This window comes from Cellulosimicrobium sp. 72-3, assembly GCF_013127315.1.
Lineage (GTDB): Bacteria > Actinomycetota > Actinomycetes > Actinomycetales > Cellulomonadaceae > Cellulosimicrobium > Cellulosimicrobium funkei.
Window position 1 is genome coordinate 590301 of record NZ_CP053419.1, and the last position, 23704, is coordinate 614004.

18 protein-coding genes are annotated in these 23704 nt (G+C 74.9%); 11 read left to right on the forward strand and 7 right to left on the reverse strand.

The genetic code is table 11. From position 1 onward, the window contains the following. Positions 1-3: 3 nt before the first annotated feature. Positions 4-1326: a phosphoribosylamine--glycine ligase gene (purD, locus tag HKK73_RS02685; RefSeq protein ID WP_171467389.1), complete on the forward strand. Its 1323-nt coding sequence runs from the start codon at positions 4-6 to the stop codon at positions 1324-1326. Positions 1327-1412: 86 nt separating this feature from the next. On the opposite strand, the gene HKK73_RS02690 is transcribed toward purD, so the two are convergent. Together HKK73_RS02690 and HKK73_RS02695 are read right to left on the reverse strand one after the other, a co-directional pair. After that, a complete protein-coding gene (locus HKK73_RS02690) occupies positions 1413-2966 on the reverse strand; it encodes a ricin-type beta-trefoil lectin domain protein (RefSeq protein WP_253705758.1) in 1554 nt (517 codons plus the stop codon). Positions 2967-3240: 274 nt separating this feature from the next. After that, positions 3241-4749, reverse strand: a complete 1509-nt coding sequence (locus tag HKK73_RS02695) for an ATP-binding protein (protein WP_085386637.1) — start codon at positions 4747-4749, stop codon at positions 3241-3243. A 96-nt stretch (positions 4750-4845) separates the two neighbouring features. On the opposite strand from HKK73_RS02695, the gene HKK73_RS02700 reads away from it, so the two are divergent. Then, positions 4846-5760, forward strand: a complete 915-nt coding sequence (locus HKK73_RS02700) for a phosphoribosylaminoimidazolesuccinocarboxamide synthase (RefSeq protein WP_232322750.1) — start codon at positions 4846-4848, stop codon at positions 5758-5760. An 18-nt stretch (positions 5761-5778) separates the two neighbouring features. Here the strand turns inward: HKK73_RS02700 and HKK73_RS02705 are convergent, their stop codons facing one another. Beyond that, positions 5779-6150, reverse strand: coding sequence for an HNH endonuclease (locus HKK73_RS02705; RefSeq protein WP_034655283.1), 372 nt, complete (start codon positions 6148-6150; stop codon positions 5779-5781). A gap of 175 nt (positions 6151-6325) precedes the next feature. Between HKK73_RS02705 and HKK73_RS02710 the strand changes: the two genes are divergently transcribed. The 6 genes from HKK73_RS02710 (at position 6326) to HKK73_RS02735 (ending at position 10026) form a co-directional block, all read left to right on the forward strand. Beyond that, positions 6326-6697 carry a PadR family transcriptional regulator gene (locus tag HKK73_RS02710; protein ID WP_232322633.1) on the forward strand — a complete coding sequence of 124 codons (372 nt, stop codon included), beginning with the start codon at positions 6326-6328 and terminating at the stop codon, positions 6695-6697. Continuing rightward, a complete protein-coding gene (locus HKK73_RS02715) occupies positions 6694-7314 on the forward strand; it encodes a hypothetical protein (protein ID WP_085386635.1) in 621 nt (206 codons plus the stop codon). The genes HKK73_RS02710 and HKK73_RS02715 overlap by 4 nt, the downstream gene beginning before the upstream one ends. A gap of 178 nt (positions 7315-7492) precedes the next feature. Then, the gene (purS, locus tag HKK73_RS02720) at positions 7493-7780 is read left to right on the forward strand and encodes a phosphoribosylformylglycinamidine synthase subunit PurS (protein WP_021483374.1); all 288 of its coding nucleotides are present in this window, start codon (positions 7493-7495) and stop codon (positions 7778-7780) included. Continuing rightward, the gene (gene purQ, locus HKK73_RS02725; RefSeq protein WP_034654359.1) at positions 7780-8499 is read left to right on the forward strand and encodes a phosphoribosylformylglycinamidine synthase subunit PurQ; all 720 of its coding nucleotides are present in this window, start codon (positions 7780-7782) and stop codon (positions 8497-8499) included. Before purS ends, purQ begins: the two co-directional genes overlap by 1 nt. Beyond that, positions 8496-9653, forward strand: coding sequence for a GNAT family N-acetyltransferase (locus HKK73_RS02730; protein ID WP_051028523.1), 1158 nt, complete (start codon positions 8496-8498; stop codon positions 9651-9653). Before purQ ends, HKK73_RS02730 begins: the two co-directional genes overlap by 4 nt. 58 nt (positions 9654-9711) lie before the next feature. Then, the gene (locus HKK73_RS02735) at positions 9712-10026 is read left to right on the forward strand and encodes a hypothetical protein (protein ID WP_034654362.1); all 315 of its coding nucleotides are present in this window, start codon (positions 9712-9714) and stop codon (positions 10024-10026) included. Here HKK73_RS02735 and HKK73_RS02740 read toward each other — a convergent pair. The 3 genes from HKK73_RS02740 to HKK73_RS02750 are packed head-to-tail and all read right to left on the reverse strand — an operon-like array spanning position 10013 to position 12403. Continuing rightward, positions 10013-10885, reverse strand: a complete 873-nt coding sequence (locus HKK73_RS02740; protein WP_171467390.1) for an LLM class flavin-dependent oxidoreductase — start codon at positions 10883-10885, stop codon at positions 10013-10015. The genes HKK73_RS02735 and HKK73_RS02740 overlap by 14 nt on opposite strands. Before the next feature lie 29 nt (positions 10886-10914). Next, positions 10915-11913: an MBL fold metallo-hydrolase gene (locus HKK73_RS02745; RefSeq protein ID WP_171467391.1), complete on the reverse strand. Its 999-nt coding sequence runs from the start codon at positions 11911-11913 to the stop codon at positions 10915-10917. Position 11914: 1 nt separating this feature from the next. After that, positions 11915-12403: a hypothetical protein gene (locus HKK73_RS02750; protein ID WP_171467392.1), complete on the reverse strand. Its 489-nt coding sequence runs from the start codon at positions 12401-12403 to the stop codon at positions 11915-11917. 620 nt (positions 12404-13023) lie between these two features. On the opposite strand from HKK73_RS02750, the gene HKK73_RS02755 reads away from it, so the two are divergent. From HKK73_RS02755 to HKK73_RS02765, 3 genes are all read left to right on the forward strand, one after another. Then, complete coding sequence (locus tag HKK73_RS02755; RefSeq protein ID WP_216608041.1) at positions 13024-16575, forward strand: GH92 family glycosyl hydrolase; 3552 nt, start codon at positions 13024-13026, stop codon at positions 16573-16575. 81 nt (positions 16576-16656) lie between these two features. Beyond that, the gene (locus tag HKK73_RS02760; protein ID WP_216608042.1) at positions 16657-20142 is read left to right on the forward strand and encodes a GH92 family glycosyl hydrolase; all 3486 of its coding nucleotides are present in this window, start codon (positions 16657-16659) and stop codon (positions 20140-20142) included. Positions 20143-20289: 147 nt separating this feature from the next. Continuing rightward, positions 20290-22425, forward strand: coding sequence for a phosphatase PAP2 family protein (locus HKK73_RS02765; RefSeq protein ID WP_171467393.1), 2136 nt, complete (start codon positions 20290-20292; stop codon positions 22423-22425). A gap of 199 nt (positions 22426-22624) precedes the next feature. Here HKK73_RS02765 and HKK73_RS02770 read toward each other — a convergent pair whose 3' ends face one another. Next, positions 22625-23677: an LLM class flavin-dependent oxidoreductase gene (locus HKK73_RS02770; protein ID WP_114553765.1), complete on the reverse strand. Its 1053-nt coding sequence runs from the start codon at positions 23675-23677 to the stop codon at positions 22625-22627. Between the last annotated feature and the right edge of the window lie 27 nt (positions 23678-23704).

A 23704-nucleotide genomic window follows, 5' to 3' on the forward strand; every position in this document is an offset into this window, starting at 1 on the left:
CCCGTGAAGATCCTCGTCGTCGGGACCGGTGCCCGCGAGCACGCCATCGTCCACGCCCTCGCGCACGAGGCCGACCGCCCGGGCGCGGAGCGGCACGAGCTGCACGCCGCCCCGGGGAACCCGGGCATCGGGGACCTCGCGACGCTGCACGCGGTGGATCAGAACGACGGCGCCGCGGTGGCCGCGCTCGCGACGGACCTGGGCGTCGACCTCGTCGTCGTCGGCCCGGAGGCGCCGCTCGTTGCCGGCGTCGGGGACGCGGTGCGCGAGGCCGGCGTCCCCGTGTTCGGGCCGAGCGCCGAGGCGGCGCGGCTCGAGGGCTCCAAGGCGTTCGCGAAGGACGTCATGGCCGCCGCGTCGGTCCCCACGGCGCTCGCGCACGTGTGCACCGACGTCGACGAGGTCGCGGCCGCCGTCGACGCGTTCGGCGCGCCCTACGTCATCAAGGACGACGGCCTGGCCGCGGGCAAGGGCGTCGTCGTCACGGAGGACCGTCAGGCCGCGCTCGAGCACGCCGCCGCGTGCTTCGCGACGCCCCGCCGGGCGGCGGACGGCGCGCCCGAGGACCCGTGCGTCGTCGTCGAGGAGTACCTCGACGGTCCCGAGGTCTCCCTCTTCTGCGTGAGCGACGGCGCGACGGTCGTGCCGCTCGCGCCCGCCCAGGACTTCAAGCGCGCGTTCGACGCCGACGCGGGCCCGAACACGGGCGGCATGGGCGCCTACAGCCCGCTGCCGTGGGCGCCCGAGGGCCTGGTCGAGGAGGTCGTCACGCGCGTCGCGCAGCCGACGATCGACGAGATGGCGCGCCGCGGCACCCCGTTCGTCGGTGTGCTCTACGTGGGCCTCGCGCTGACGAGCCGCGGCACGCGCGTCGTCGAGTTCAACGCGCGCTTCGGCGACCCGGAGACGCAGTCCGTGCTCACGCGCCTCGCGACGCCGCTGTCCGCGGTCATGCTCGCGGCGGCCCAGGGGCGGCTCGCCGAGGTCGGCCCGCTGCGCTGGCACGACGACGCGTCCGTCACCGTCGTCGTCGCGGCGCACGGCTACCCGGGCGCCGTCCGTGGCGGCGACCCGATCACGGGGATCGACGCGGCGGAGGGCGTCGAGGGCGTGCACGTGCTGCACGCCGGCACGTCGCGCGCGGACGACGGCGGCCTGGTCGCCTCGGGCGGCCGCGTGCTGTCGGTCGTGGCGCGCGGCGCGGACCTGGCCGAGGCGCGCCGCCGGGCGTACGCCGCGGTCGACCGCATCGTGCTCCCGGGCTCGCACCACCGCACCGACATCGCGGCGCGGGCCGCCGCGGGCGAGGTCACGCTCGCGGGCTGACAACCCCGCCGTCGAGCACGGCACGGCGCTCGTTCTCCGCGGGGGAGCGACCGCCGTGCCGTGCTCAGCACCTCAGGGGTGAGGCGTCAGGCGCGGCGCCACTTCTGGGCCGCAGTGCCGTTGCACGTCCAGATCTGGAGCTTGGTGCCGTCGGCGCTGTTGCTGCTCGGCACGTCGACGCACTTGTTCGCCAGCACCGACACGAGGTCGCCCGCGCCGCTGAGCACGAACTTCTGGGCCGCGTTGCCGCTGCAGTTCGCGAGCTGGAGCGCCGTGCCGTCGGCCGTGGCCGCCCACGCGACGTCCATGCACTTGCCGCCCGCGCGGACGGTGCCGTCGGCCTCGAACGTCCAGCGCTGCGCGCTCGACCCGTTGCACGTCCACAGCTGGAGGCGCTTGCCGTCGCTGAAGTCGGACCCGGGGACGTCGATGCACTTGCCAGCGAGCCCGACGAGCGCGCTGCCCGACCCGCCGCCCGTGGTCACGAGCGACAGGCCGTAGGCCGACAGGATCGGGTTGACGGGCTGGTAGATGAACTTGCCGCCGTTCGAGCAGTCGTTGATGCGGCCCGACGTGACGCCCTGCGCCTGGTTGCCGGAGATCACCGACCCGCCCGAGTCGCCGCCCTCCGCGCACGCGCTGCCGCGCACGAGGCCGGGAACGTCGCCGTTGCCGTAGTTGACGGTGATGTTCTTCTGCTCGATGACGCCGCAGCGCCAGCCGGTCGTGGCGCCCGAGCGGCACACCGACGCACCCACGGGCGCCTCGGCCGAGCCGGCGACGTCGACGGTGCCGCCGGCGTAGTTGTTCACCCGCGGGACGGGGGAGAACCCGGCGTCGACGCGCACCCACGCGTAGTCGTGGCCGGGGAACGACGCCGCCTGGACCGTCCCCATGCGCGCCCAGCTCGCGGTGAGCACCTCCTTGCCCGCCGCGCCGCAGTGCCCCGCCGTGACGAAGCCGCCCTGGACGGCGAACCCGATCGAGCAGGCCGAGCCCGACGACGCGCCCGGGTCCCGGGTGATGTAGCGGTCGCCGCCGCGCACGTCGGCCGTGAGCTCGTACGGCGCCGCGAGGACCTCGGTGCGCACCGCGGCGGCGTCGACCCCGGACGCGGCGACGAACGCCTGCGCTGCCGCGGGGTCGAGCGACTCGACGACCACCTCGTTCGTGGTGACGTCGACGTACCAGGCCTGGACGGCGTCGGGGGTGGTGGTCGCGTCGAGCCGGGCCGCGACGTCGTCGAGCTCAGCCAGGCCGTGCTCCACGACGACGGCCGTAGCGCCGGCCGCCTCGACGTCGGCGACGGCCGCCGGGTCGGTCACGGCGACGACGGGGGCGCCCGCCGCGGCGTCGACCCACGTGCCGGCGTACGCCGTCCCGAGCCCGTCGCTGAGCGCGCGCTCGACGGTGGCCGTCGCGGCGTCGAGCGCGAGCCGGTCGGCGACGCCCGCGGCATCGAGCCCCAGGTCACGCTCGAAGGCGCGGAGCTGCCCCTCCGACAGGTCGTCGGGGCCGGGGACGGCGGCGCCCGCGGTCGTCGGTGACGGGGTCGGGCTCGGTGCGGACAGGGGCGCGCCCGCGGGACCGAGAGCGCCCGCGTGCGCGGTCGTCGCGAGGCCCACGCTCGCGACGACCACCCCCACTCCGGCCGCTAGCGCTGTCAGGCGATGGTGCATCGTGCGGTGGTGCATCGTTGCCTCCTCCGTGCGGATGGGGCCCGCCGCCGTCGGCAGGCCCGGACAGCAGCGCACGCGCCCCCGCAGGAGTCGCTCCGGTGCGGCCCCCTGACGGCGGGAGAGCGCTCCCACGGCCGTCCTGACGAGCAGGCTATCGGCACGCCGGTCGATCGGCACGCGCGACGGGTGTGGTGCGGAGGACGTCCGGCGCGGGGAGCGCCGCGCTGGTGCCCGATCAGGGCTCGAACGTCTCCTCGGCGAGGAGGTCCGGCGACGAGCCGAGCAGCGAGCGCGTGATGCGCTCGGCGTCGGCGGTCATCTCGTGCACGGCGGACCCGAGGTCCTCGTCTCCCACGTCGTGCCCGGCCTCGACCGCGCGCAGCACGGCGCGCCGGACCACCTCCTTGACGAACGAGGCGGTCACGCCGTCCGTGCGGTCGGCGGCGTCGGCGAGCGCACCGGAGGTGAACGGCAGCTCGCCGCGGTAGAGCTCGAACAGCCGGAGCCGCGCCGACGCGTCGGGCAGGGGGATCTCGACCGCGAGGTCGACCCGGCCGGGGCGCTGCGCGAGCGCGCGCTCGAGGAGGTCGGCGCGGTTCGTCGTCAGGACGAACGCGACGTCGGAGTCGCTGCCGAGTCCGTCCATGGCGTCCAGCACCTCGAACAGCAGGGGCTGCGGGCCGTCGTGGAACGAGCGGTCCTCGGCGATGAGGTCGCAGTCCTCGAGCACGACGATCGCGGGCTGGAGCGCACGGGCCGTCTCCGCGGCGAGCCGGACGAGCCGGAGCGCACCCCCTGCGAGGACGATCACGGTCGTGCCCGGGCTCTCGCCGACGAGGTGGCGGACGGTGTGGGTCTTGCCCGTCCCCGGCGGACCGTAGAGCAGGACGCCGCGCTTGAGGTGCTGACCCGCCGCGAGGAGCTCCGAGCGGTGCCGCGCGACGCCGAGCACCTGACGCTCGATCCTGCTCAGCGTGCCGTCCGGGAGCACCACGTCGGTCGCCGGGACCCGGTCCCGCGGTAGGAACGTCATGCCGCCGGCCTGCGCGCCGTAGTCCGACGCCGTGAACGTCACGACCTGGCCGCGCAGCACGCTGTGCTCGACCATGGCCGCCCGGAGCTCTGCGAGGAGCGACAGGGCGGCGTCCTCCTGGGGACACATGACCTCGACGCTGCCCTCGTCGCCGTGCCGCGGGTTCGCCGCGCGCTGCAGGAGCGCGACGGGCGTGCCCGCGTACGCGAAGAGGTGCAGACCGAAGGAGACGGTGCGGCGCTCGCTCTCGGGGCCCGTCGCCGCGCGCGCGTAGTCCACCGCGCCGACGGGAAACTGGCGCCACAGGGCGGAGTGCTCGACGATCTCGGAGAAGGACGTGTGCATCCGCTGCTCGCCGCCACCGACGCCGACGACGCGGCCACCGCCGTGGCGGGCGACGACGGCCTCGATCGCGACGTCCGCGTCGACGCCGCGCAGAGCGGACACCGTCTCGGTGACGACCGCGATCGAGCGCGGGTCGGTGCCGAGGTGCTCGCGCAGCACGTCCGCGACGGACGGCCCGGCGTCGGTCCGCTGCCGCTGGGCCTGCTCGTTGGCGGTCTCCATGAAGGCCGAGAAGGTGGCGAGGAAGTCGCGCACCCCCGGGTCGTGCGTCGCGCGCTCGGCGTCCTCGCCCTGGTCGAGCGTGCCGTCGAGCGCGCCGCCGGGGGCGGCTCCCGAGATGGACGAGGGGCCGGGTTCGAGTCGCATGGTGCGACACTAGGGGCCGTGACCCACACCCCGCAGGACCCCGGCTCGGCCCTCTCGCTCGGCGAGGCCGACGCCCTCGACACGGCCGCGCTCGACCTGCCCGGCTGGACGCACGCGTACTCCGGCAAGGTGCGCGACCTGTACACGCCGGACCTGCCGGCCGTCGGGGGCGTGCACCCCCTGGGCGACGTCGTGCTCGTCGTCGCGAGCGACCGGGTGAGCGCCTACGACCACGTGCTGTCGCCCGGTATCCCGGACAAGGGCGTCGTGCTCACGCAGCTCAGCCTGTGGTGGTTCGAGCAGCTCGCCGACCTCGTGCCGAACCACGTCGTCTCGACCGCCGTCTCGGCGGTGCCGGGCGACGGCCTCGTGCCCGACGTCGTCGCCGGCCGCGCGATGATCTGCCGCCGCCTCGACATGTTCCCGGTCGAGTGCGTGGCGCGCGGGTACCTGACGGGCTCCGGCCTCGTGGAGTACCGCGCGGGCGGCGAGGTCTGCGGCGTGCAGCTGCCCGACGGCCTCGTCGACGGGTCGCGCCTGCCCGAGCCGATCTTCACGCCGGCGACGAAGGCTGCCGTGGGCGAGCACGACGAGAACGTCTCGTTCGACGTCGTGGCCGAGCAGATCGGCCTCGACGACGCCACGCGCCTGCGCGACCTCACGCTCGCCGTGTACGCGCGCGCCGAGGAGATCGCGCGCGAGCGCGGCGTGATCCTCGCGGACACCAAGCTCGAGTTCGGCGTGGACCCGGCGACGGGGGAGACCGTGCTCGGCGACGAGGTGCTCACGCCCGACTCGTCGCGCTTCTGGCCCGCGGACCAGTGGGAGCCGGGTCGCGCGCAGCCGAGCTTCGACAAGCAGTTCGTGCGCGACTGGCTCACGTCGCCCGCGTCGGGCTGGGACCGCGCCGCGGACACCCCGCCGCCGTCGATCCCGGCCGACGTCGTCGCGCGCACCCGCGCGCGCTACCTCGAGGCGTACGAGCGGCTCACCGGGTCGACGCTCGCCTGACGCCTGACGCCTGACGCCTCACGCCGTCCGGAGGGTGCCGGGCCGGAGGTAGGTGTGCCCGCTCGGCGCGGTCCACCGTACCGACCCGTCGGCGAGCAGCGCCGGGCGCCAGCCGTCGCGTGCGCGGACGACCCGGTGGTGGCGGCACAGGGCGACGAGGTTGTCGGCCCCGTGCGCGGACTCCGCGTCGTCGTCCATCCCGGTGCCGGTGCCCGTGCCTGTGACCGGCCGCGGGGCGACCACGTGGTCGAGGTCGCAGCGGAACGCCGGTACGCGGCAGCCCGGGAAGACGCACGTCCCGTCGCGCGCGAGGACGCGGGCCACGGTGGCCGGCGCGGGCCGTGAACGGCCGCGGTCGATCGTCGGGACGGGTGCTGCCGGTGCGTCCATGGGGAGCCTCCGTGCGTCGTCGGGCGAGGTGTCGTGCGAGGGCGGGGAAGGGGCAGGACCCCGCCCTCGCACCGTGCTTGAGCGTGCGTCTCGAACACTTGTTCGAGACTAGCCCCACCCTCCGACACGCGCCGGGCGCTTGCGCGCATAGGTCGCCGAGCGATATATATCGACCATGGTCTCCTCGGCCCCGTTCCGCATGACGGAGCAGGCGTACCTCGTGCTCCTCGCCCTCAGCGGGGAGCCGCTCCACGGCTACGCCGTCATCCGGTCGGTGCGCGACCTCTCCGACGGCCGTACCCGCCTCGGCGCGGGCACCCTCTACGGGAACCTCGACCGTCTCGTCGCGGCCGGTCTCGTGGAGCCGACGGGCGAGGAGGTCGTCGACGGCCGACTGCGTCGCTACTACCGCGCGACCGACGACGGGCGCCGCGCCGCCCGCGCCGAGACCCTCCGCCTCGCCGAGCTCGCGGAGCGCGCGCGTCGGTCGCTCTCCCGCGGTGCCGGTCGGGGTGCCGCCGACGGTCTCGCCGGGAGCGGCGCGTGACCGGGCGGCGGGCCGCCGCCGACGGCGCGCAGCCCGGCCGCCCTGCCCGCGGGGCGCGCGGCGCCGACCGGTACGAGCGGTCCGCACGGATCTGGCTGCGCGCCTACCCCCGGCGCTGGCGCGACCTGCACGGGGACGAGGCGCTCGCCGTCCTGCTCGACCTGGCGCCCGAGCCGGACGACGGCGCCGCTCCCCGCGGCATCGGCGCCCGCGAGGCGTGGGGCCTCGTCCGCGCGGGGTGGGCGCTGCGGTGGCGCGAGCACCCGCCGCTCGGGCGCTGGCTGCTCTACCGGTCGCTCGACCTGCGGCTCCCCGCGCGGTACTGGTGGTGGGTCGCCGACGACATCCACGGGGCGCTCTACCCGTGGCGCGTCACCCTGGGCAGCCTGGGGAGCGCGCTGGCGATCCTCTACGGGTGGCCCGTCCTGAGCCACGTCCTCTTCTCGAACGACGTCAACCGGCCCGAGCTCTGGTTTGCGGTTCTCCTCATGGCGGTCTCGCTCCTGAGCGGGTTCCTGTTCCGGCGGTCCCACGTCGACCGGGCCTGGCGCAAGCACGTGCTCGACGGCAACATCCCGGTCGACACTCCGGACCGGCGCCGCGCCGCGGGCGGGTGAGCACGCCCGCTCACCGTGCGGACGCCCGACCGGGCGGGTGCGCGCGCCCGCTAGACTGAGCGCGGAATCCCGCCGTCGGCTCCCGCTCGTCCCGTCCCCCCCGGGCGTCCTCGACGCCCGTGACGTGGCCGGGATCCCGGAGCCCCGGCCCTCCCAACACTCTCGCCAAGGAGCCCCCGTGGGACGCGTCGTCGTCGAGGTCATGCCCAAGCCCGAGATCCTGGACCCGCAGGGCAAGGCCGTCGTCGGGGCGCTGCCGCGCCTCGGCTTCACCCAGTTCACGTCCGTCCGCCAGGGCAAGCGGTTCGAGCTCGAGGTCGAGGGCCCGGTGACGCCGGAGGTCCTGGCCGCCGCCGAGGAGGCCGCGGTGAAGCTCCTGTCGAACCCCGTCATCGAGGACGTCGTGCGCGTCGCCGACATCGAGACGGACGCCGCCGCGACGATCACGTCGCAGGGTCTCGCCTGATGACCGCCTCGGCTCTCGCGACGGCCACGGTCGGTGTCGTCACCTTCCCCGGCACGCTCGACGACCGCGACGCCGCGCGCGCGGTGCGCCTCGCGGGCGGCGAGGCCGTGTCGCTCTGGCACGCCGACGCCGACCTCCACGGCGTGGACGCGGTCGTCCTGCCCGGCGGCTTCTCCTACGGCGACTACCTGCGCGCGGGCGCGATCAGCCGCTTCGCGCCGGTCATGGAGTCGATCGTGGACGCCGCGAAGGGCGGCATGCCCGTGCTCGGCATCTGCAACGGCTTCCAGATCCTCACCGAGGCGCACCTGCTCCCGGGATCGATGGTCAAGAACGACCACCTGCACTTCGTGTGCCGCGAGCAGGTCCTCGTGGTCGAGAACGCCGACACCGCCTGGACGCGCGACTACACGGCCGGCCAGCGCATCACGATCCCGCTGAAGAACCAGGACGGGCAGTTCGTCGCCGACGAGCGGACGCTCGACGAGCTCGAGGCCGAGGGCCGCGTCGTCTTCCGCTACGACGGCTGGAACCCGAACGGGTCGCGCCGCGGCATCGCGGGCATCTCGAACGCGGCGGGCAACGTCGTCGGCCTCATGCCCCACCCGGAGCACGCCGTCGAGCCCGGCTTCGGCCCGGCCGCCGAGGCCGGCCCGCGCGCCGGCACCGACGGCCTCGGGTTCTTCACGTCCGTCCTGGGCGCGCTCGTCCGCGCGTGACGCTCCCGCGCGTCCTGCCCGACGCCGTCGGGCGCCCCGGGACCGGGGTCGTCACCGTGGCGACGGTCCCGGCGGACGACGCCGCGGCCGAGCGGCTGCGGTCGCGGCAGCAGGCGGAGCTCGCGGTGCGCTACGGCGAGCCCGACGCCGGCACGTTCGCCCCCGAGGCGGCGCTCGCGAACGTCGTGGTCCGGGAGGACGGCGAACCGGTCGCGTTCGTCGCGCTGCGCGACGTCTCCGGCACGCCGGACGGACGGGGCGGCACGCACCCCGCGCGGACCGGCGAGGTGAAGCGCCTGTACGTCGAGCCCGCCCACCGGGGTCGCGGGCACGCACGCACCGCGATGCGCGCGCTGCACGAGCGCGCGGTCGCCGCGGGCCTCGACCGGCTCGTGCTCGAGACGGGCACGCTCCAGCCGGAGTCCATCGACCTCTACCTCGCGCTCGGGTACGTGCCGATCGAGTCGTACGGCCACTACGCCGGGCAGCCGCTGTCGCGCTGCTTCGCGCTCGACCTGCGCGTGTCGCCCGCCGCTGCGTCGGATGCCGCCGGAGCGCGGACCGCCGCGCCGGATGCCACCGGACCGCGGGGCGCTGCGCCGGACGGCGCGGGGTCAGGGTCCGGCACCGCGGCGGGCGGCCCGGTCGTCGGGGGAGCCGCGGTCGAGCTCCGTGCCGTCCCGTGGGACGACCCCGACGCGGCCGCGCTGCGCCGCGAGATGCACGAGACGTCGTCGGCCGTCCTGTACCCGGAGCTCTTCGGCCGCCTCGACTCCGCCGGGGGGTTCGAAACCGTGGACGCGCACCTGGGAGTCGACGTCGTGGTGACCCTCGTGGCGTACCGGGACGGCGAGGCGCTCGGGTGCGCGTCGCTGCGACGGCCCGAGCCCGGCGCGCCGCAGGACGCGCTCGAGGTGAAGAAGGTGTTCGTGCGCGAGAGCGCGCGCCGCACGGGGACCGCGCGTCGGCTCCTCGACGGGCTGGAGACGGCGGCGCGTGAGCGCGGGACCTCCACGCTCTTGCTCGAGACGGGCATCCGCCAGCCCGGCGCCATCGCGCTCTACCGCTCGCTCGGCTTCCGTGCCGTCGCGCACTTCCCGCCCTACGACGGCGACAACCACGTCGCGCTGTGCTTCGCCAAGCCGCTGACCTGAGGCGATACCCCGCCGTGCCGCATATGACCGCGCTGTCCGGTTCCGCTAGGGTGGACCGGTGATCCCCCTCGCGTCCGGCGCCCACTCCGTGGCCTCCGTCGTCCTCGAGCTGCTCGGGTGGGTCTCCGCAGCCGTGACGCGGGTGCCCGGACGGATCGGTGCGCTCGCGGCGGAAGTGCGGGAGACCGCGGCGGGCTGGGGCCTCCCGGTCGGCGAGGTCACCGACCTCTACGCCGACTTCCCCGTCCGCCTCGCGCTCGCCGTCGGCGCCGTCGCTCTGGTGTGCGCGATGGTCGCCCTCGTCCACGGCCTGCGGCAGCGGCCCGGCGCCGCGGGCACCGAGGGCGACACCGGGCGCGTCACCGAGAGCTGAGCAGCGGCGCGACCTCGTGGCCGAGGAAGCGCACGAACGTCTCGACGTCGGGCTCGTCCGCGGTCGGCTGGACCGCCACGGCCGTCGCGCCCGCCTCCGCGAGAGCCAGGACTCCCGCCGCCACCGCGTGGGCGTCGCCCGCGGCGCCGATGCCCCGACCGGGCTCCGCGCCCCACACCGGCAGCTCGCGGTCGACCCGTGCCTGCGCGTCCGGTCCCGTCGCCGCGATGAGCGTCGCGTGGACGTCGAACCCGGGGCCCGCGCCGCCCTCGCGCGCGACGGCCGCCGCACCCCGCACGTCTTCGGGGGTCAGCGCGTTCGTGAGGATGAGACCGTCGCCGAGCTCGCCGGCCAGCGCGAGCGTCCGCGGCCCGGACCCGCCCAGCCACAGCGGGACGGGCTCCGTGGGCGGCCAGTCGAGCCGGACGGCGTCGAGCGTGACGTACCGGCCGTCCGTCGTGACCTCCTCGCCCGCGAGCAGGCTCCGCAGCGCCGTCGCGTGCTCGCGCAGGAGCGTCAGCGGCGACGCGACGCGCACCCCCGCCTGCCCCATCCACTCCTGGACGCCGTGCCCGACCCCCGCGACGAGGCGACCGGGGAACATCCGCGCGAGCGTCGCCACCTCCATCGCCGTGATCGTCGTGCTGCGCAGCGGGGCGGGCATGAGCCCGATGCCGACGCGCACGCGGTCGGTCCACGCCAGGGCAGCGGCCGCCGAGGCGAGGCCGGACTGCTTGAAGCAGTCCTCCCACACCCAGAGGTCGTCGAGGCCGGCGTCCTCCGCCGTCGTCGCGAGCCGCCGCAGGCTCTCGGGTGCGTGGGTGGGCACGAACGCGATACCGAGCCGTGGTGTCGTCATCCCGTCATCGTGCACCGTGGCACCGACAGTCAGCCGTCGCGGCTCGGGGTGCCGGGGGTGTCGTCGGCCGCGTCCCCTCCGATGTCGGCGATCGGGCCGGTGCTGGTGCCGGTGCCCGCGTCGGTGTCTGGGCCGGCGAGGAACGCGAGCTGCGCGGCGACGGACTGCCGGGCGGCTCCTCGCACCGCGGGGTCGACGTCGGCGTAGACCCGCGCGACCACCTCGTCGACCGCGCCCGGCGCGTCCGGGGCCAGGCCGAGCGCGGTCAGCGCGGCCCGCACCTGGACGAGACGCTCGTGACGGTGCTCCCGGTACGCGCGCACGCGCGCCGCGAGGTCGTCGACGACCGGTCCGTGGCCGGGGAGGCCGGTCACCAGGCCTGGACCGCCCGCCACGGCCTCGATCGCGTCGAGGCTCGCGAGGTAGGCGCCGAGCGACCCGTCGGGCGCCGCGATCACCGTCGTCCCCGCCCCGAGCACCGTGTCGCCCGTGAGGACGGTCGTGCCCGACGGCGTCCGCGCGCCCTCGTCCGCCGCGGTCCAGGAGCCCGCGGTGCCGGAACTCGCCGGGCCCGGGTCCGCCGTGCGGCGGGCGCGGTCGTCGGTCGAGGCGACCGGGCCGTCGTCGGGCAGGACGAGGCAGACCGAGTCTGCGGTGTGGCCGGGCGTGGCGAGGACCACGACCCGCAGGCCCGCGGCCTCGATCACCTCGCCGTCGCGCAGCGGCGCGCCGCCGTGGCAGTGGTCCGGGTCGGCGGCCCGCACGGGGGCGCCGGTGCGCGCGCGCAGGCCGGGGGACCCGGCCGTGTGGTCGGCGTGGCGGTGGGTCACGAGCACGAGCTCGACCGGCCCGGCGGCGGCGAGCGCGTCGAGGTGGGTCGCGTCTTCGGGCCCCGGGTCCACGACGACGCACGACGCCGAGCCCGGCGCGCGCAGCACGTACGAGCGCGTGCCGTCGAGCGTCATGGGGCCGGGGTTGTCCGCACGCAGGACGGCGGCGAGGCGCGTGACGGGCGTCGGGGCGCTCATGTCACGCGCGGTGCCGCAGGACCGCGGGGCGGCCCTCGTCGTCCCACTGGGCGAACCGCGCGTCGATCAGCGGCGCGACGAGCTCGTACGTCTCCCACGTGTCCGGGACGCGGTACACGTCCTCGGGCTCCCCGTCGCCGGGGCTCACGGCGTCCACGTAGTCCTCGAGGTAGAGGCCGCCGTCGTCCTCGTCCTCGTCGTCGCCCGCGTAGTAGGCGTTCGCGAACGCCGTGCCGACGTCGTCGAGGTCGTGGTCGACGAGCTTGCCGTCGCACGAATCGTGCACGAACGCGCCCGGCGTGACGGTGCGCTCGCGCAGCGCCGCGAGCTCGTCCTCGGAGTCCTCCTCGAGCTCCGGGGACGCGTGCCCCGCGAGCGCCGCCCACGCGAGGAACATGCCGATGTGCGTCGCGCCCGCCTCGGGACCGGCCTCGGGCGGGTAACCCTCGCCGTCGAAGTGCCAGGACGCGTCGTCGTACTTCGTGGTCATGCGCGCGACGCTACCGCGTCCTGCCGACGCCGCCGACGCCCACCACGACTGTCGAGATGCGGGCTACCTTGACCGATCCTGCGTCTGGTCAACCCGCAAGGGGCCGGCGGCCCGGCGTCCGCTCGGGGAAGATCTGGCATCAGTCAATCCTCGGCCTCGAGCAGCGCAGCGACGTGACGCTCTGCCCTGGTGAGGAGGACGCAGAAAGTGCGAAGGCGACGGCACCGCTCACGACCAGCGCGGCCACGCAGGCGGCACCGACTGCGCGGGTGCACGTCGGTGCGGACGGGGCCAGCGCCGTTGCACGGACGGTGGTCGGCCGTGGGCTGTCGAATGGCGGCGACCGACGGTGGGTCGTCGCGATGGCCTTGATAGCGCTGTCAACCTGTGCGAGGGTATGCCGCGGGGACCGGCGTCGTTGCCAGGCCCCGGCCTCCGAGTCATAGATGACCACCGACCCCACGTCGCCGTGGGACCAAGGGGAGCACCGCATGCGGAGAGACAGCGCTGTCAACGCTGATCGCGATCTATTCTCGAGCACCGGACCGTCACGCTCTCGCCCGTCGCGTCCCGGCGGGCGTCGGCGTCGCGCGGGCGCCGTCGTCGCGCTGACCACCGCGGTGAGCCTGGCGCTCCCGCTGACCGCGTACGCGGCGCCCGGGCTCGCGACGTCGCCCACGGCCACCGCTGGGACGGAGTCAGCGACGGGGTCCGACGCCGCCGCTGCGGTCGTCGACGGCCCGCTGGTCGACTACGTCAACCCGTTCATCGGGACCAAGGACGACGGCAACACCTACCCGGGGGCAGCCGTCCCGTTCGGCATGGTGCAGCTCTCGCCGGACAACGGCCACAACGTCGGGTACGACTACGACCGCACGTCGGTCCGCGGCTTCTCCCTCGTGCACCTGTCGGGCGTCGGCTGCGGGCTCGGCGGCCCGCTCCCCACGCTCCCGACGACGGGCGCGATCACCTCGACCGACTACGGCCAGTACGCCCTCGGCTTCACGCACGACGACGAGGAGGCCTCGCCCGGCTACTACCGCGTGGGTCTCCAGGCGCCGGAGGGCACGATCGAGGCCGAGCTCACCGCGACCGCGCGCACGGGCGTCCAGCGCTACACGTTCCCCGCGACGGCACAGGCCAACGTCCTGCTCAACGCGGGCCAGGCGCTCAACAGGGTCACGGAGTCCGACGTGCGCGTCGTCGACGACCGTACGGTCGAGACTCGCATCACCGTGCGCGGCTTCTGCCAGGACACCGAGCCGCAGACGATCTGGACCCGCACGACCTTCGACCGGCCGTTCGTCGCGCACGGCACGTGGGACGGCCAGGTCGTCACCGCGGGCGCGGACGCCGCGTCCGGCGGCGAGGGCCGTCGCGGCGCGTACGTCACGTTCGACACGACCGGCGGCGACCTCGACGTCGAGGCCGTCACCGCGATGAGCTACGTGGGCGCCGACGGCGCCGCGGCGAACCTCGCCGCGGAGGCCGGCACGTTCGACGCCGTGCACGACGCCGCGCGCTCGGCCTGGGAGGAGCGGCTCGGCCTCGTGCGGGTCGCGCAGGGCGACCCGGACGACCTGCGCACCTTCTACTCCTCGCTCTACCGCAGCTTCCTCGCGCCGAACGTCGGCTCCGACGTCGACGGGCGCTACCGCGGCTGGGACCAGGAGGTCCACGCCGCGGAACCGGACTTCACCTACTACCAGAACTACTCGCTCTGGGATACGTACCGCACCCAGCAGCAGCTCCTGTACCTGCTCGCGCCCGACGAGTCGGCCGACATGGCGCTCTCGCTCGTGCGCCAGGGCCAGCAGGGCGGGTGGCTCCCGCGCTGGGGCTACGGCACGGTCGAGACGAACATCATGACCGGCGACCCGGCGACGCCGTTCCTCGTCAGCGCCTGGCGCCAGGGCCTGCTCGCGGGCCACGAGGAGGAGGCGTACGCGGTCCTGAGGGAGAACGCCGACGGCGTCCCGCCCGCCGACTCGCCCTTCAACGGGCGCGCGGCGAACGTCGAGTACCTGCGCGACGGGTTCGTCCCGCACGAGCCGGCGCGCTCGGGCAAGCCCGGCGACTACGATCTCCAGCACGGCGCCTCGGCGACCATGGAGTACGCCCTCGCCGACGCGATGCTCTCGACGATGGCGCGCGGCCTCGGCCACGACGAGGACGCCGACCGGTACGCCGCCCGCGGCCAGAGCTACCGCAACGTGTTCGACCCGCGCACGGGCAACTTCCGGGCGCGTAACGCGGACGGCTTCTTCGTGGGCGACGCGGACCCCGCGCACTCCGACGGGTTCCACGAGGGCACGGCGGTGCAGTACCAGTGGCTCGTGCCCCAGGACGTGCCGGGCCTGTTCGACCTCATGGGCGGCACCGACGCCGCGGTCGACCGCCTCGATGCGTTCTTCGCGTACGACGAGCTCGTCGCCGACCCCCCGCACGTCGCGAGCGAGGTGTGGGTCAACGGCACGTACGACTACTACGGCTGGGAGACCTACAACCCGAACAACGAGCCCAACCTCCATGCGCCGTACGTCTACCTGTGGACCGGGCAGCCCTGGAAGACGACGGACGTCGTGCGCGCCGCGTCGACCCTCTTCACCGACGGCCCCGACGGCGTCACGGGCAACGACGACCTCGGCACGATGTCCGCGTGGCACGTGCTGTCGTCGATCGGCGTGTACCCGATCGTGCCGGGCGCCGATCTGTGGGGCCTGACGACGCCGCTCTTCGACGACGTGACGATCACGCTCGACCCGGAGGTCTTCGGTCGGGACTCCCTGCGCCTCACGGCGGACGGCGTCGCGCCCGACACGCACTACACGCAGTCCGTGTCGCTCGGCGGCGAGCCGCTCGATCGCGCCTGGGTCACGGGCGACGAGCTCACCGCGGCCGGCACGCTCGACGTGACCGTCGGCACCGAGCCGTCCGCGTGGGCGACCGACCCCGCGGCCTCGCCGGGCGCCGTCGTGCCTGCGGACGGCACGGTCGAGCGCCTGTTCGTCGGCGCGACGCCGCGGCAGCCGGTCCTCGCCCCGGGCGGGCGGACCGAGGTCGCAGTCCAGGTCGTCGCCCAGGGCGCGGGGACGTCCAGCGGGACGCTCGAGGTGACGTCCGACGGCGCGGTCACCGCGACGACCGACCTCGCCGAGTGGACCGCCGAGTCCGACGGCCTGCCGGCCACGGTCGAGGGCACGGTGACGATCGAGGCTCCCGCCGACGCCGAGCCGGGTCTGCACACGGTGCGGCTCGTCGTGCGCGACGCCGCGGGGACCGAGGCGGTCCGCGAGGTCTCGGTCGTCGTGTCCGGGGAGTCGTGGATCGCCGACGCGTTCGACAACGTCGGCATCGGCGACGCCGGGGCGGCCAACGCGAACCTCGACGGCTCGGGCGCCTACCTCCTGCGCGACCTGCTCGCGGACCTCGGCGCCGTCCAGGGCCTGGAGCTCACCGTGCCGGGCACGGACCTCACCTACACGCTCGGGGCCCCGCGGGCGGGCGCGCCCGACAACGTCGCCGCGAGCGGCGAGGTCCTCGAGGTGCCCGAGCACCTGCGCTCGGTCCGCCACCTCTCGGTGGTCGGGACGAGCACGCACGGCACGCACGGGGGCGGCCTCGTCCTCGGGTTCGCCGACGGCTCGTCGCAGACCGTCGACGTGCGCCTCAGCGACTGGTGCACGGGCTCGCCCGAGCCCGGCAACATCACGGTCGCGAAGGCCGGGGCGCGCGGCGACCGCGAGAACGTGCAGAAGATCGGCTGCGGCCTCTACGCCACCGCGCCCGTCGCGATCCCCGAGGGCAAGGTCCTGACGTCGGTCACGCTGCCGAGCGACGAGCGGTTCCACGTGTTCGCGATCGCGACCGACGCGACGGGGGACGTCCCCGCGCCGCAGGTCGAGGTCACGGCGCAGGCCCGCTGCCTCGGCGGCAAGGCGTTCGTCGCGGTGCGCGCGCTCAACACGGGCGAGCAGCCCGCCGCGATCGAGCTCGCGACCCCGTACGGCTCCAAGCTCTTCGGTGACGTCGCTCCCGGGGCGAACGCGTACCAGTCGTTCGCCACCCGCGCCGCCGCCGTCGAGGCGGGCGAGGTCACGGTGACCGTGACGACGCCCGACGGCGAGCCCCAGCAGGTCACGGCCGCGTACGACGCCGCCGCCTGCTCCTGATCGACGGTGGCGCGGGGCCGTACGGTCCCGCGCCACCGTCCTCCACGCTCCTTCCCGCTCCTTCGTCCTGTGAGGACCCGCATGTCTCGAACACGTCCTGCGCGCACCACGGTGCGGCGCTCCGTCGCGGCGCTCTCTGCCACGGCGGTCCTGGCCGCCGGACTCTCGATCGCGCCCGCCGTCGGGCTCGCGGTCCCGGCGGTCGCGGCCGCACCCGACCTCGTTGAGGACCCCGTCTCCTTCGTCGACCCGTTCGTCGGGACCGGCCAGGCGACGGGCGTCGTCGGGGAGATCAACAACTTCCCCGGGCCGTCGATGCCGTTCGGCATGATGCAGCTCTCGCCCGACACCCAGGTCTCCGTGGGCAACGGCGACAAGGCGTACGCGGGCTACCGCTACTCGCACCAGGCGATCCGCGGCTTCTCCATGACGCACGCGGCCGCCGGGTGCTGGATCTTCGGCGACGTCCCGATCCTCCCCGTGACGGGCGACGTCGGGCAGTACCCGTGGGACCGCAAGGAGGCGTTCAGCCACGACGCGGAGAGCGCCGAGGTCGGCCGGTACGCGGTCACGCTCCAGTCGTCGGGGATCGATGCGGAGGTGTCGGCCGCGACCCGCTCGGGCGGACTGACGTTCGACTACCCCGAGGGCGGTGCCGCGTCGCAGGTGATCGTCAACGCCGCGGGCTCGCTCGCGAGCGTGCGCAACGCGACGGTCGAGGTCGAGGACGCGCGCACGGTCACCGGCTCGGTGACGAGCGGCGGGTTCTGCGGCAAGAACAACACGCACACGACGTACTTCGCGATCGAGCTCGACCAGGACGCGCAGGCGTTCGGCACGTGGCAGGGCTCGACCGTCTCGCCCGGCGACCCGTCGGCCGACGGCAACGGCGCGGGCGCGTGGCTCACCTTCGCGCCCGGCGCGACGGTGCACGCGAAGGTCGGCATGTCCTACGTGAGCGTCGAGGGCGCGCGCGCCAACCTCGCGGCCGAGATCCCGGGCTTCGACTTCGACGCCGTCCGGGACGCCAACCGCGCCGCCTGGTCCGACCTGCTCGGCAAGGTCCGCGTCGCGGGGCAGGACGCCGACGACCTCACCATGTTCTACACGTCGCTCTACCACTCGCTGCTGCACCCGAACACGTTCACCGACGTGGACGGCCGGTACGTCGGGTTCGACGGGGAGATCCACCAGGCCCCCGAGGGGCACGAGCGGTACGCGAACTTCTCCGACTGGGACACGTACCGGTCGCTCGGCGCGCTCCAGGCGCTGCTGGCGCCCGACCAGGCGTCGGACATGGCGCAGTCGCTCGTCGAGGTCGCCGACCAGTCCGGCTGGCTGCCGCGATGGCCGGTCGCGAACCAGCACACGGGCCAGATGACCGGTGACTCCTCGGTGCCGCTCATCGCGAGCATGTACGCGTTCGGGGCGCGCGACTTCGACGCGGAGTCGGCGCTCGCGCACATGGTCAAGGGCGCGACGAGCGCCGCCCCGACCGCGAACGGCTACGTGCAGCGGCGTGGGATCGAGACGTATCTCGAGCGCGGGTACGCGCCGCAGACCGAGGAGTTCCGGGGCGACCACCGCGTCGTGGGCGCGTCCATCACGCTCGAGTGGTCGATCGCCGACTTCGCGATCGGGCAGCTCGCGGCCGCGCTCGGCCAGGACGACGTCGCCGCCGAGTACGCCGCGCGCGGCCAGTGGTGGCAGAACGTCCACGACCCCGTGACCCGCACGGCGGGCGCCCGGAACGACGACGGCACGTTCGTGCGGTCGCAGGGCGGCGGCGGGTTCGGGCAGGAGGGCTTCGACGAGGGCAACGCCGAGCAGTACACGTGGCTCGTGCCGCAGAACGTCGCGGGGCTCACCGACGCGCTCGGGGGGCGCGAGGCCGTCGCGGAGCGGCTCGACGCCTTCACGGCGCAGCACAACGCCGGCCCGAACGAGCCGTACCTGTGGATCGGCAACGAGCCGAACTTCGGCGTCCCGTGGCTGTACGACTACGTGGGCCAGCCGTGGCGCACGAGCGAGCTCGTCGACGAGCTCACGTCCACGCTGTTCCGCCCCGAGCCGAACGGCAAGCCCGGCAACGACGACCTCGGCGCCCAGGCCGGCTGGTACGTGTGGGCCGCGATGGGCCTGTACCCGACCACGCCGGGCACGGACGTGCTCGCGCTCAACGCGCCGCGCTTCGACCGCGTCGTGGTCGACCTCGGCGAGGGCGAGACCCTCGACCTGCGCGCCACCGGCGCCTCGACCGGCGCCCGCTACATCAGCGGCGTCACCATCGACGGCGCGGCCTGGGACGGGACCTCGCTGCCGCGCCACATCGCGCACGAGGGCGGCGTCGTCGAGCTCGCGATGTCGACCGAGCGCGACACCACGTGGGGGACCGCGGTCGCGGACGCCCCGCCGTCGTGGCGCGACGGCGAGTCCGCCGTCGTCGCCGCGGCGGACCCGGGCCTCGTGACGGTCGCGCCCGGCGGGTCGGCCGACGCGTCGGTGGCCGTGCAGCTCTTCGGCGCCGACGCCGCGGACGTGCGCGTCGCGGTCGACGCCCCCGACGGCATCGGGGTCGGCGAGCCCGCGCTCGTCGACGACGGCTCGGGCCACCTCACCGGCACGGTCCCCGTCCAGGTAGGTGCCGGCGTCGCGTCCGGCTACCACGACGCGCGGCTCGTGGTCGCGGCCGGGGACGACGACGTCGAGGTGCCGCTCACCGTCCTCGTCGCCGCGCCCGGGTCGCTCGTCGCGGCGTACGACACGGTCGGCACCGCGCCCGAGGCGAACCGCGGCGTCGGGAACTTCGACGCGGCCGGCAACTCGTTCTCGCGCGAGGCGCTCGCCGACGCCGGGCTCACGCCCGGGTCGGTGCACGAGGTCGACGGCCTGGCGTTCACGTGGCCGTCCTCGCCCGTGGGGCGCCCGGACTCGGTCACGCTCACCGGTGAGACCGTGCGGCTCGACGTGCCGACGAGCCGGCTCGCGTTCGTCGGCGCGGCGACCGACGGGACCCACCGCGGGACCGCGGTCGTCACGCTCGACGACGGCAGCACCGCGTCCACGAGGATCGGCTTCGGTGACTGGGTGCTGCCCAGCGCGGACGGGTCGCCCGTGGAGGGCAACTCCGTCGTCGCGCAGATGAACCGGCGCAACGGCGACAAGGACAGCGCGTTCGTGTTCGCCACCGCCCCGTACACCGCGCCCGAGGGCCGGCGGGTGGTCGCGGTGACGTTCCCCGACGTCGACGACCTGCACGTCTTCGCGATCGCGGCTGAGCCGGCCGCGGACGTGCACCTCGTGGACGTGACGGTCTCCCCGCGCTGCCTCGCCGGGACCCCGTACCTGGCGGTGCGCGCGGCGAACGTCTCCGCCGGGGCCGTCGACGTCGACCTCACCACGGGCGTGGGCTCGCGGTCCTTCACGGCCGTCGCCCCCGGCGCGAACGCCTACCAGTCGTTCGCCGCCCGCGGCGCGACCGGGGACGTCGACGTCACCGTGACGGCCACGGGGGAGGAGGGGACGCAGACGGTCACGCAGACCGTCGTCGTCCCGCGCTGCGCCTGACCGGCGGCGGGCACGCACCGAGCGCTCGGTGCGTGCCCGCCGTCGCGCTCGACCGCTGTACCCGCAGCACCGCACGACCGCAGTACCGCAGGACCGGTCTCACCGACCGCACCGACGCACGACCGACAACGACGAGAGGGACGACCCATGACCGGTACGACGACGTACCCGGCCCCGCGACCCCGCGACCGCCGGACCACAGCGCCGCTCGCCCTGCTGGCGGCGCTCACGACGCTCGCGCTCCTGCTCGCCGCGGCGCTCCAGGCGCCGGCGGCGCGCGCCGCGGAGGCGTCGACACCGACCGAGGTGGTCGGCGCCGGCACGACCTGGCGCTACCTGGACGACAACACCGACCCCGCTGCGGGGAACGCGGACCGGACCGTGTGGGCCGACCCGGCGTTCGACGACGCGGCGTGGAAGACCGGCCGACCGGGCTTCGGCGCGGTCAACGGGACCGCGAGCGGCATCGGCGGCGGCAACACCATCACGACGCTGCTGGGCTACTGGATCACCCAGACGCCCAAGGTCGTCGTGCCCGCGTACTTCTTCCGCACGACCGTGACCCTCGACGAGGCCACGCTCGACGAGATCACCGGCCTGCGCGGCACGCTCGTCTACGACGACTCCGCCACCGTCTACGTCAACGGCGAGCGTGTCGCGGGCTGGGGCGACTCGATGATCACCCGGAACCTCCAGTACCAGGACAAGGCCGGCGCGACCGCGCCGCTGCGCGAGACTCTCGTCATCCCGGCCGACGTGCTCGTCGCGGGCAAGAACACGATCGCGGTCGAGATCCACCAGTGCAACGAGACGAGCTCGGACGTCTTCTTCTCCCTCGCGCTCTCCACCACCGACGACCCGTCGATGCCGTTCCCGCAGGACGTCCTCGACCGGACCTACGCGTCCGACGCGACGCCGTCGGCCCCGACCGGGCAGGACTGGTTCACCTGGACTCTGCGCGGGTTCGCCGACCTGCGGGCGAACCACCCCGAGATCCTCTCGCCCAACGAGCCCGGCCAGCCCACGAGTGCCAACGACCTCGGCTCGCTCGCGCGCAACAACGCCTACGTCGCCGGGGACCCGCAGGTCCAGCGTGCACTGACCGACGGGCGCGGCTCGGCGTACGAGACCATGGCGGACGCGCTCGGCAGCGAGCTGGGGCCGATCTACCGCGACGCGCTCGCCGACGGCCGCCTCCCCAAGACGAAGGCCCTGCTGTCCGGGCGCGTCGAGAAGTCGGTCGGCAACCACGAGCCCGCGAAGGCCGCGTACGACTACAAGCGGCCGTTCGTCCGGCTCGGCTTCACGTCCGCCGGCGGTCACGTCAACGCCTTCGAGACGTCCGGCAGCTACGAGGGGCTGCGCAACAACGGCTCGTTCCCCAGCGGGCACACCAACCACGGCTACGCGCAGGGCACCGTGCTCGCCACCCTCCTGCCGGAGCTCGCGCCGCAGATCCTCGCGCGCGCGTCCGAGTACGGCGACAACCGCCTCGTGCTCGGCTTCCACTACCCGCTCGACGTCATGGGCGGCCGCATGGCCGGGCAGAACATCGCGCAGCTCCGGTGGTCCGACCCCGCGTTCCGCGTGCTCCTCGAACAGGCGCGCACCGAGCTCGTCACCGTGCTGGAGCGGGCGTGCGGCGACGAGATCGCCGTGTGCGCCGAGGACCAGGTGCCGTACCTGGCGACGGACCAGGCGCTCGCGGTCTATGACCAGCGCCTCACGTACGGGTTCCCGCGGGTCGGGGAGGTGGGCCGGGAGATCCAGGTGCCCGCGGGCGCCGAGGACCTGCTGCGCACGGCGTTCCCCGACCTCACCGGCGACCAGCGGCGGCTCGTCCTCGCGGCGACCGCGCTCGACTCGGGCTACGCGCTCGATGTCGCGGGCGCGGCCGAGTGGCAGCGCCTCGACCTTGCGGCCGCCATGGCGGCGGACGTCGTCGTGAACGCCGACGGCACGCTCACCGTGGACGGCGAGGTCGTCGGCGAGCCGACAGCGCCGCTCGTCGAGGTCGAGACGTCCGCGCGGTGCCTCGCCGGGGCGCCGTACGTCGCGGTCCGCGCCCGCAACGTGTCCGACGGCGTGGTCGCCGTCGCGCTCGTCACCGGCGCGGGGGAGAAGACCTTCGCCGCGGTGGCGGCCGGTGCGCACGCGTACCAGTCGTTCGCCGTGCGCGGTGTGGAGACGGGGGCGGACGTGCCCGTGACCGTCACAGCGACCGGCCCGGGGAGAGCGACCCAGGAGGTCGCGCGGGACGTCGTCGTGCCGGTGTGCACCTGAGACGGTGGGGAGAGCGAGCATCGCGGTCCGGTGCTGCCAAACATCACCGGACCGCGATGGTTGGTCTTGAAGGTGTCAGCAGTCGTGTCCGTCGTAGGCGGCGTCCGCCGTCGTGTTTGCGTAGGGCAGGACGACTGAGTCGCCCGGCGTGGCAAGTACCCGCTGGCGGGAGAATCTCGTCGTGCTCGGCGGTTCCGGGTCAGGCGGCGAGCTCTTCCGCGAGGAGCTCGAGCGTGCGCGCGCGGCCCGGCGTCGCGTCGAGCGCCTCGTCCGCACGGGACGCGGCGACGGGCACGACCATGACCTCGTCCACGCCGTGCCGCTCGGCGAGCCGACGGACCTCGGCCGCCGCGGCGTCGGGCGTCCCGACGGCCCAGCGGCGCAGGCTGTCCTCGACCATCTCCCCGGCCGCACCGTCGAGCGGCGCGGCCTGCGCCTCCTCGACGGTCTCGAGCGCGGTGAGCGCCTGCCCGGTGCGCAGGCGCGCCATCATGCGGGCCTGGGGGAGTGCCCGGGCGCGCGCCTCGTCGTCGGTCTCCGCGACGACGGCGTTGAGGGTGAGGAACGTGCGGGGCTCGGGGAACGCCTCGCTGGGGCGGTAGCCCTCGCGGTACAGGGCGAGGATCTCGTCGACGCCCTGGCCCGAGAAGTGGTTCGCGAACACGTACGGCAGGCCCAGCTCGGCGGCGAGGCGCGCGGAGTAGTCGCTCGACCCGAGCAGCCAGACCGTCGGGGTGCCGTCCGCGGCGGGCGTCGCGTGCACGTCGTAGACCTGCCCGCTCGTGAGGCGCAGCGTCGCGCCCTGCGGGCTCATGAGCGCGAGGATGTCCGTGACGTGCTGGGGGAAGCGGTCGACGTCGGCCGTGGGGCCGGTGATGCGCAGGAGCTGCGTGACGACCGGGTCCGAGCCGGGGGCGCGGCCGAGGCCCAGGTCGACCCGCCCCGGCGCGATCGCCTCGAGCGCCGCGAACTGCTCGGCCACGACGAGCGGCGCGTGGTTGGGCAGCATGACGCCGCCCGAGCCGACGCGGATCCGGTCGGTCACCGACGCCGCCGCGGCGATCATCACGGGCGGGGTCGAGGCCGCGACCGCGGGCATGTTGTGGTGCTCGGCGAACCAGTAGCGCTCGAAGCCGAGCCGGTCGGCGAGGCGGACCAGGTCGAGCGACGCTCGCACCGCCTGGGTGCTGGACTGGCCCGAGCGGACGGGCACGAGGTCGAGGACGGACAGGCGGGGGGTCTGGGTGCTCACCCTGGTGCCAACCGGCCACCCTCGTGC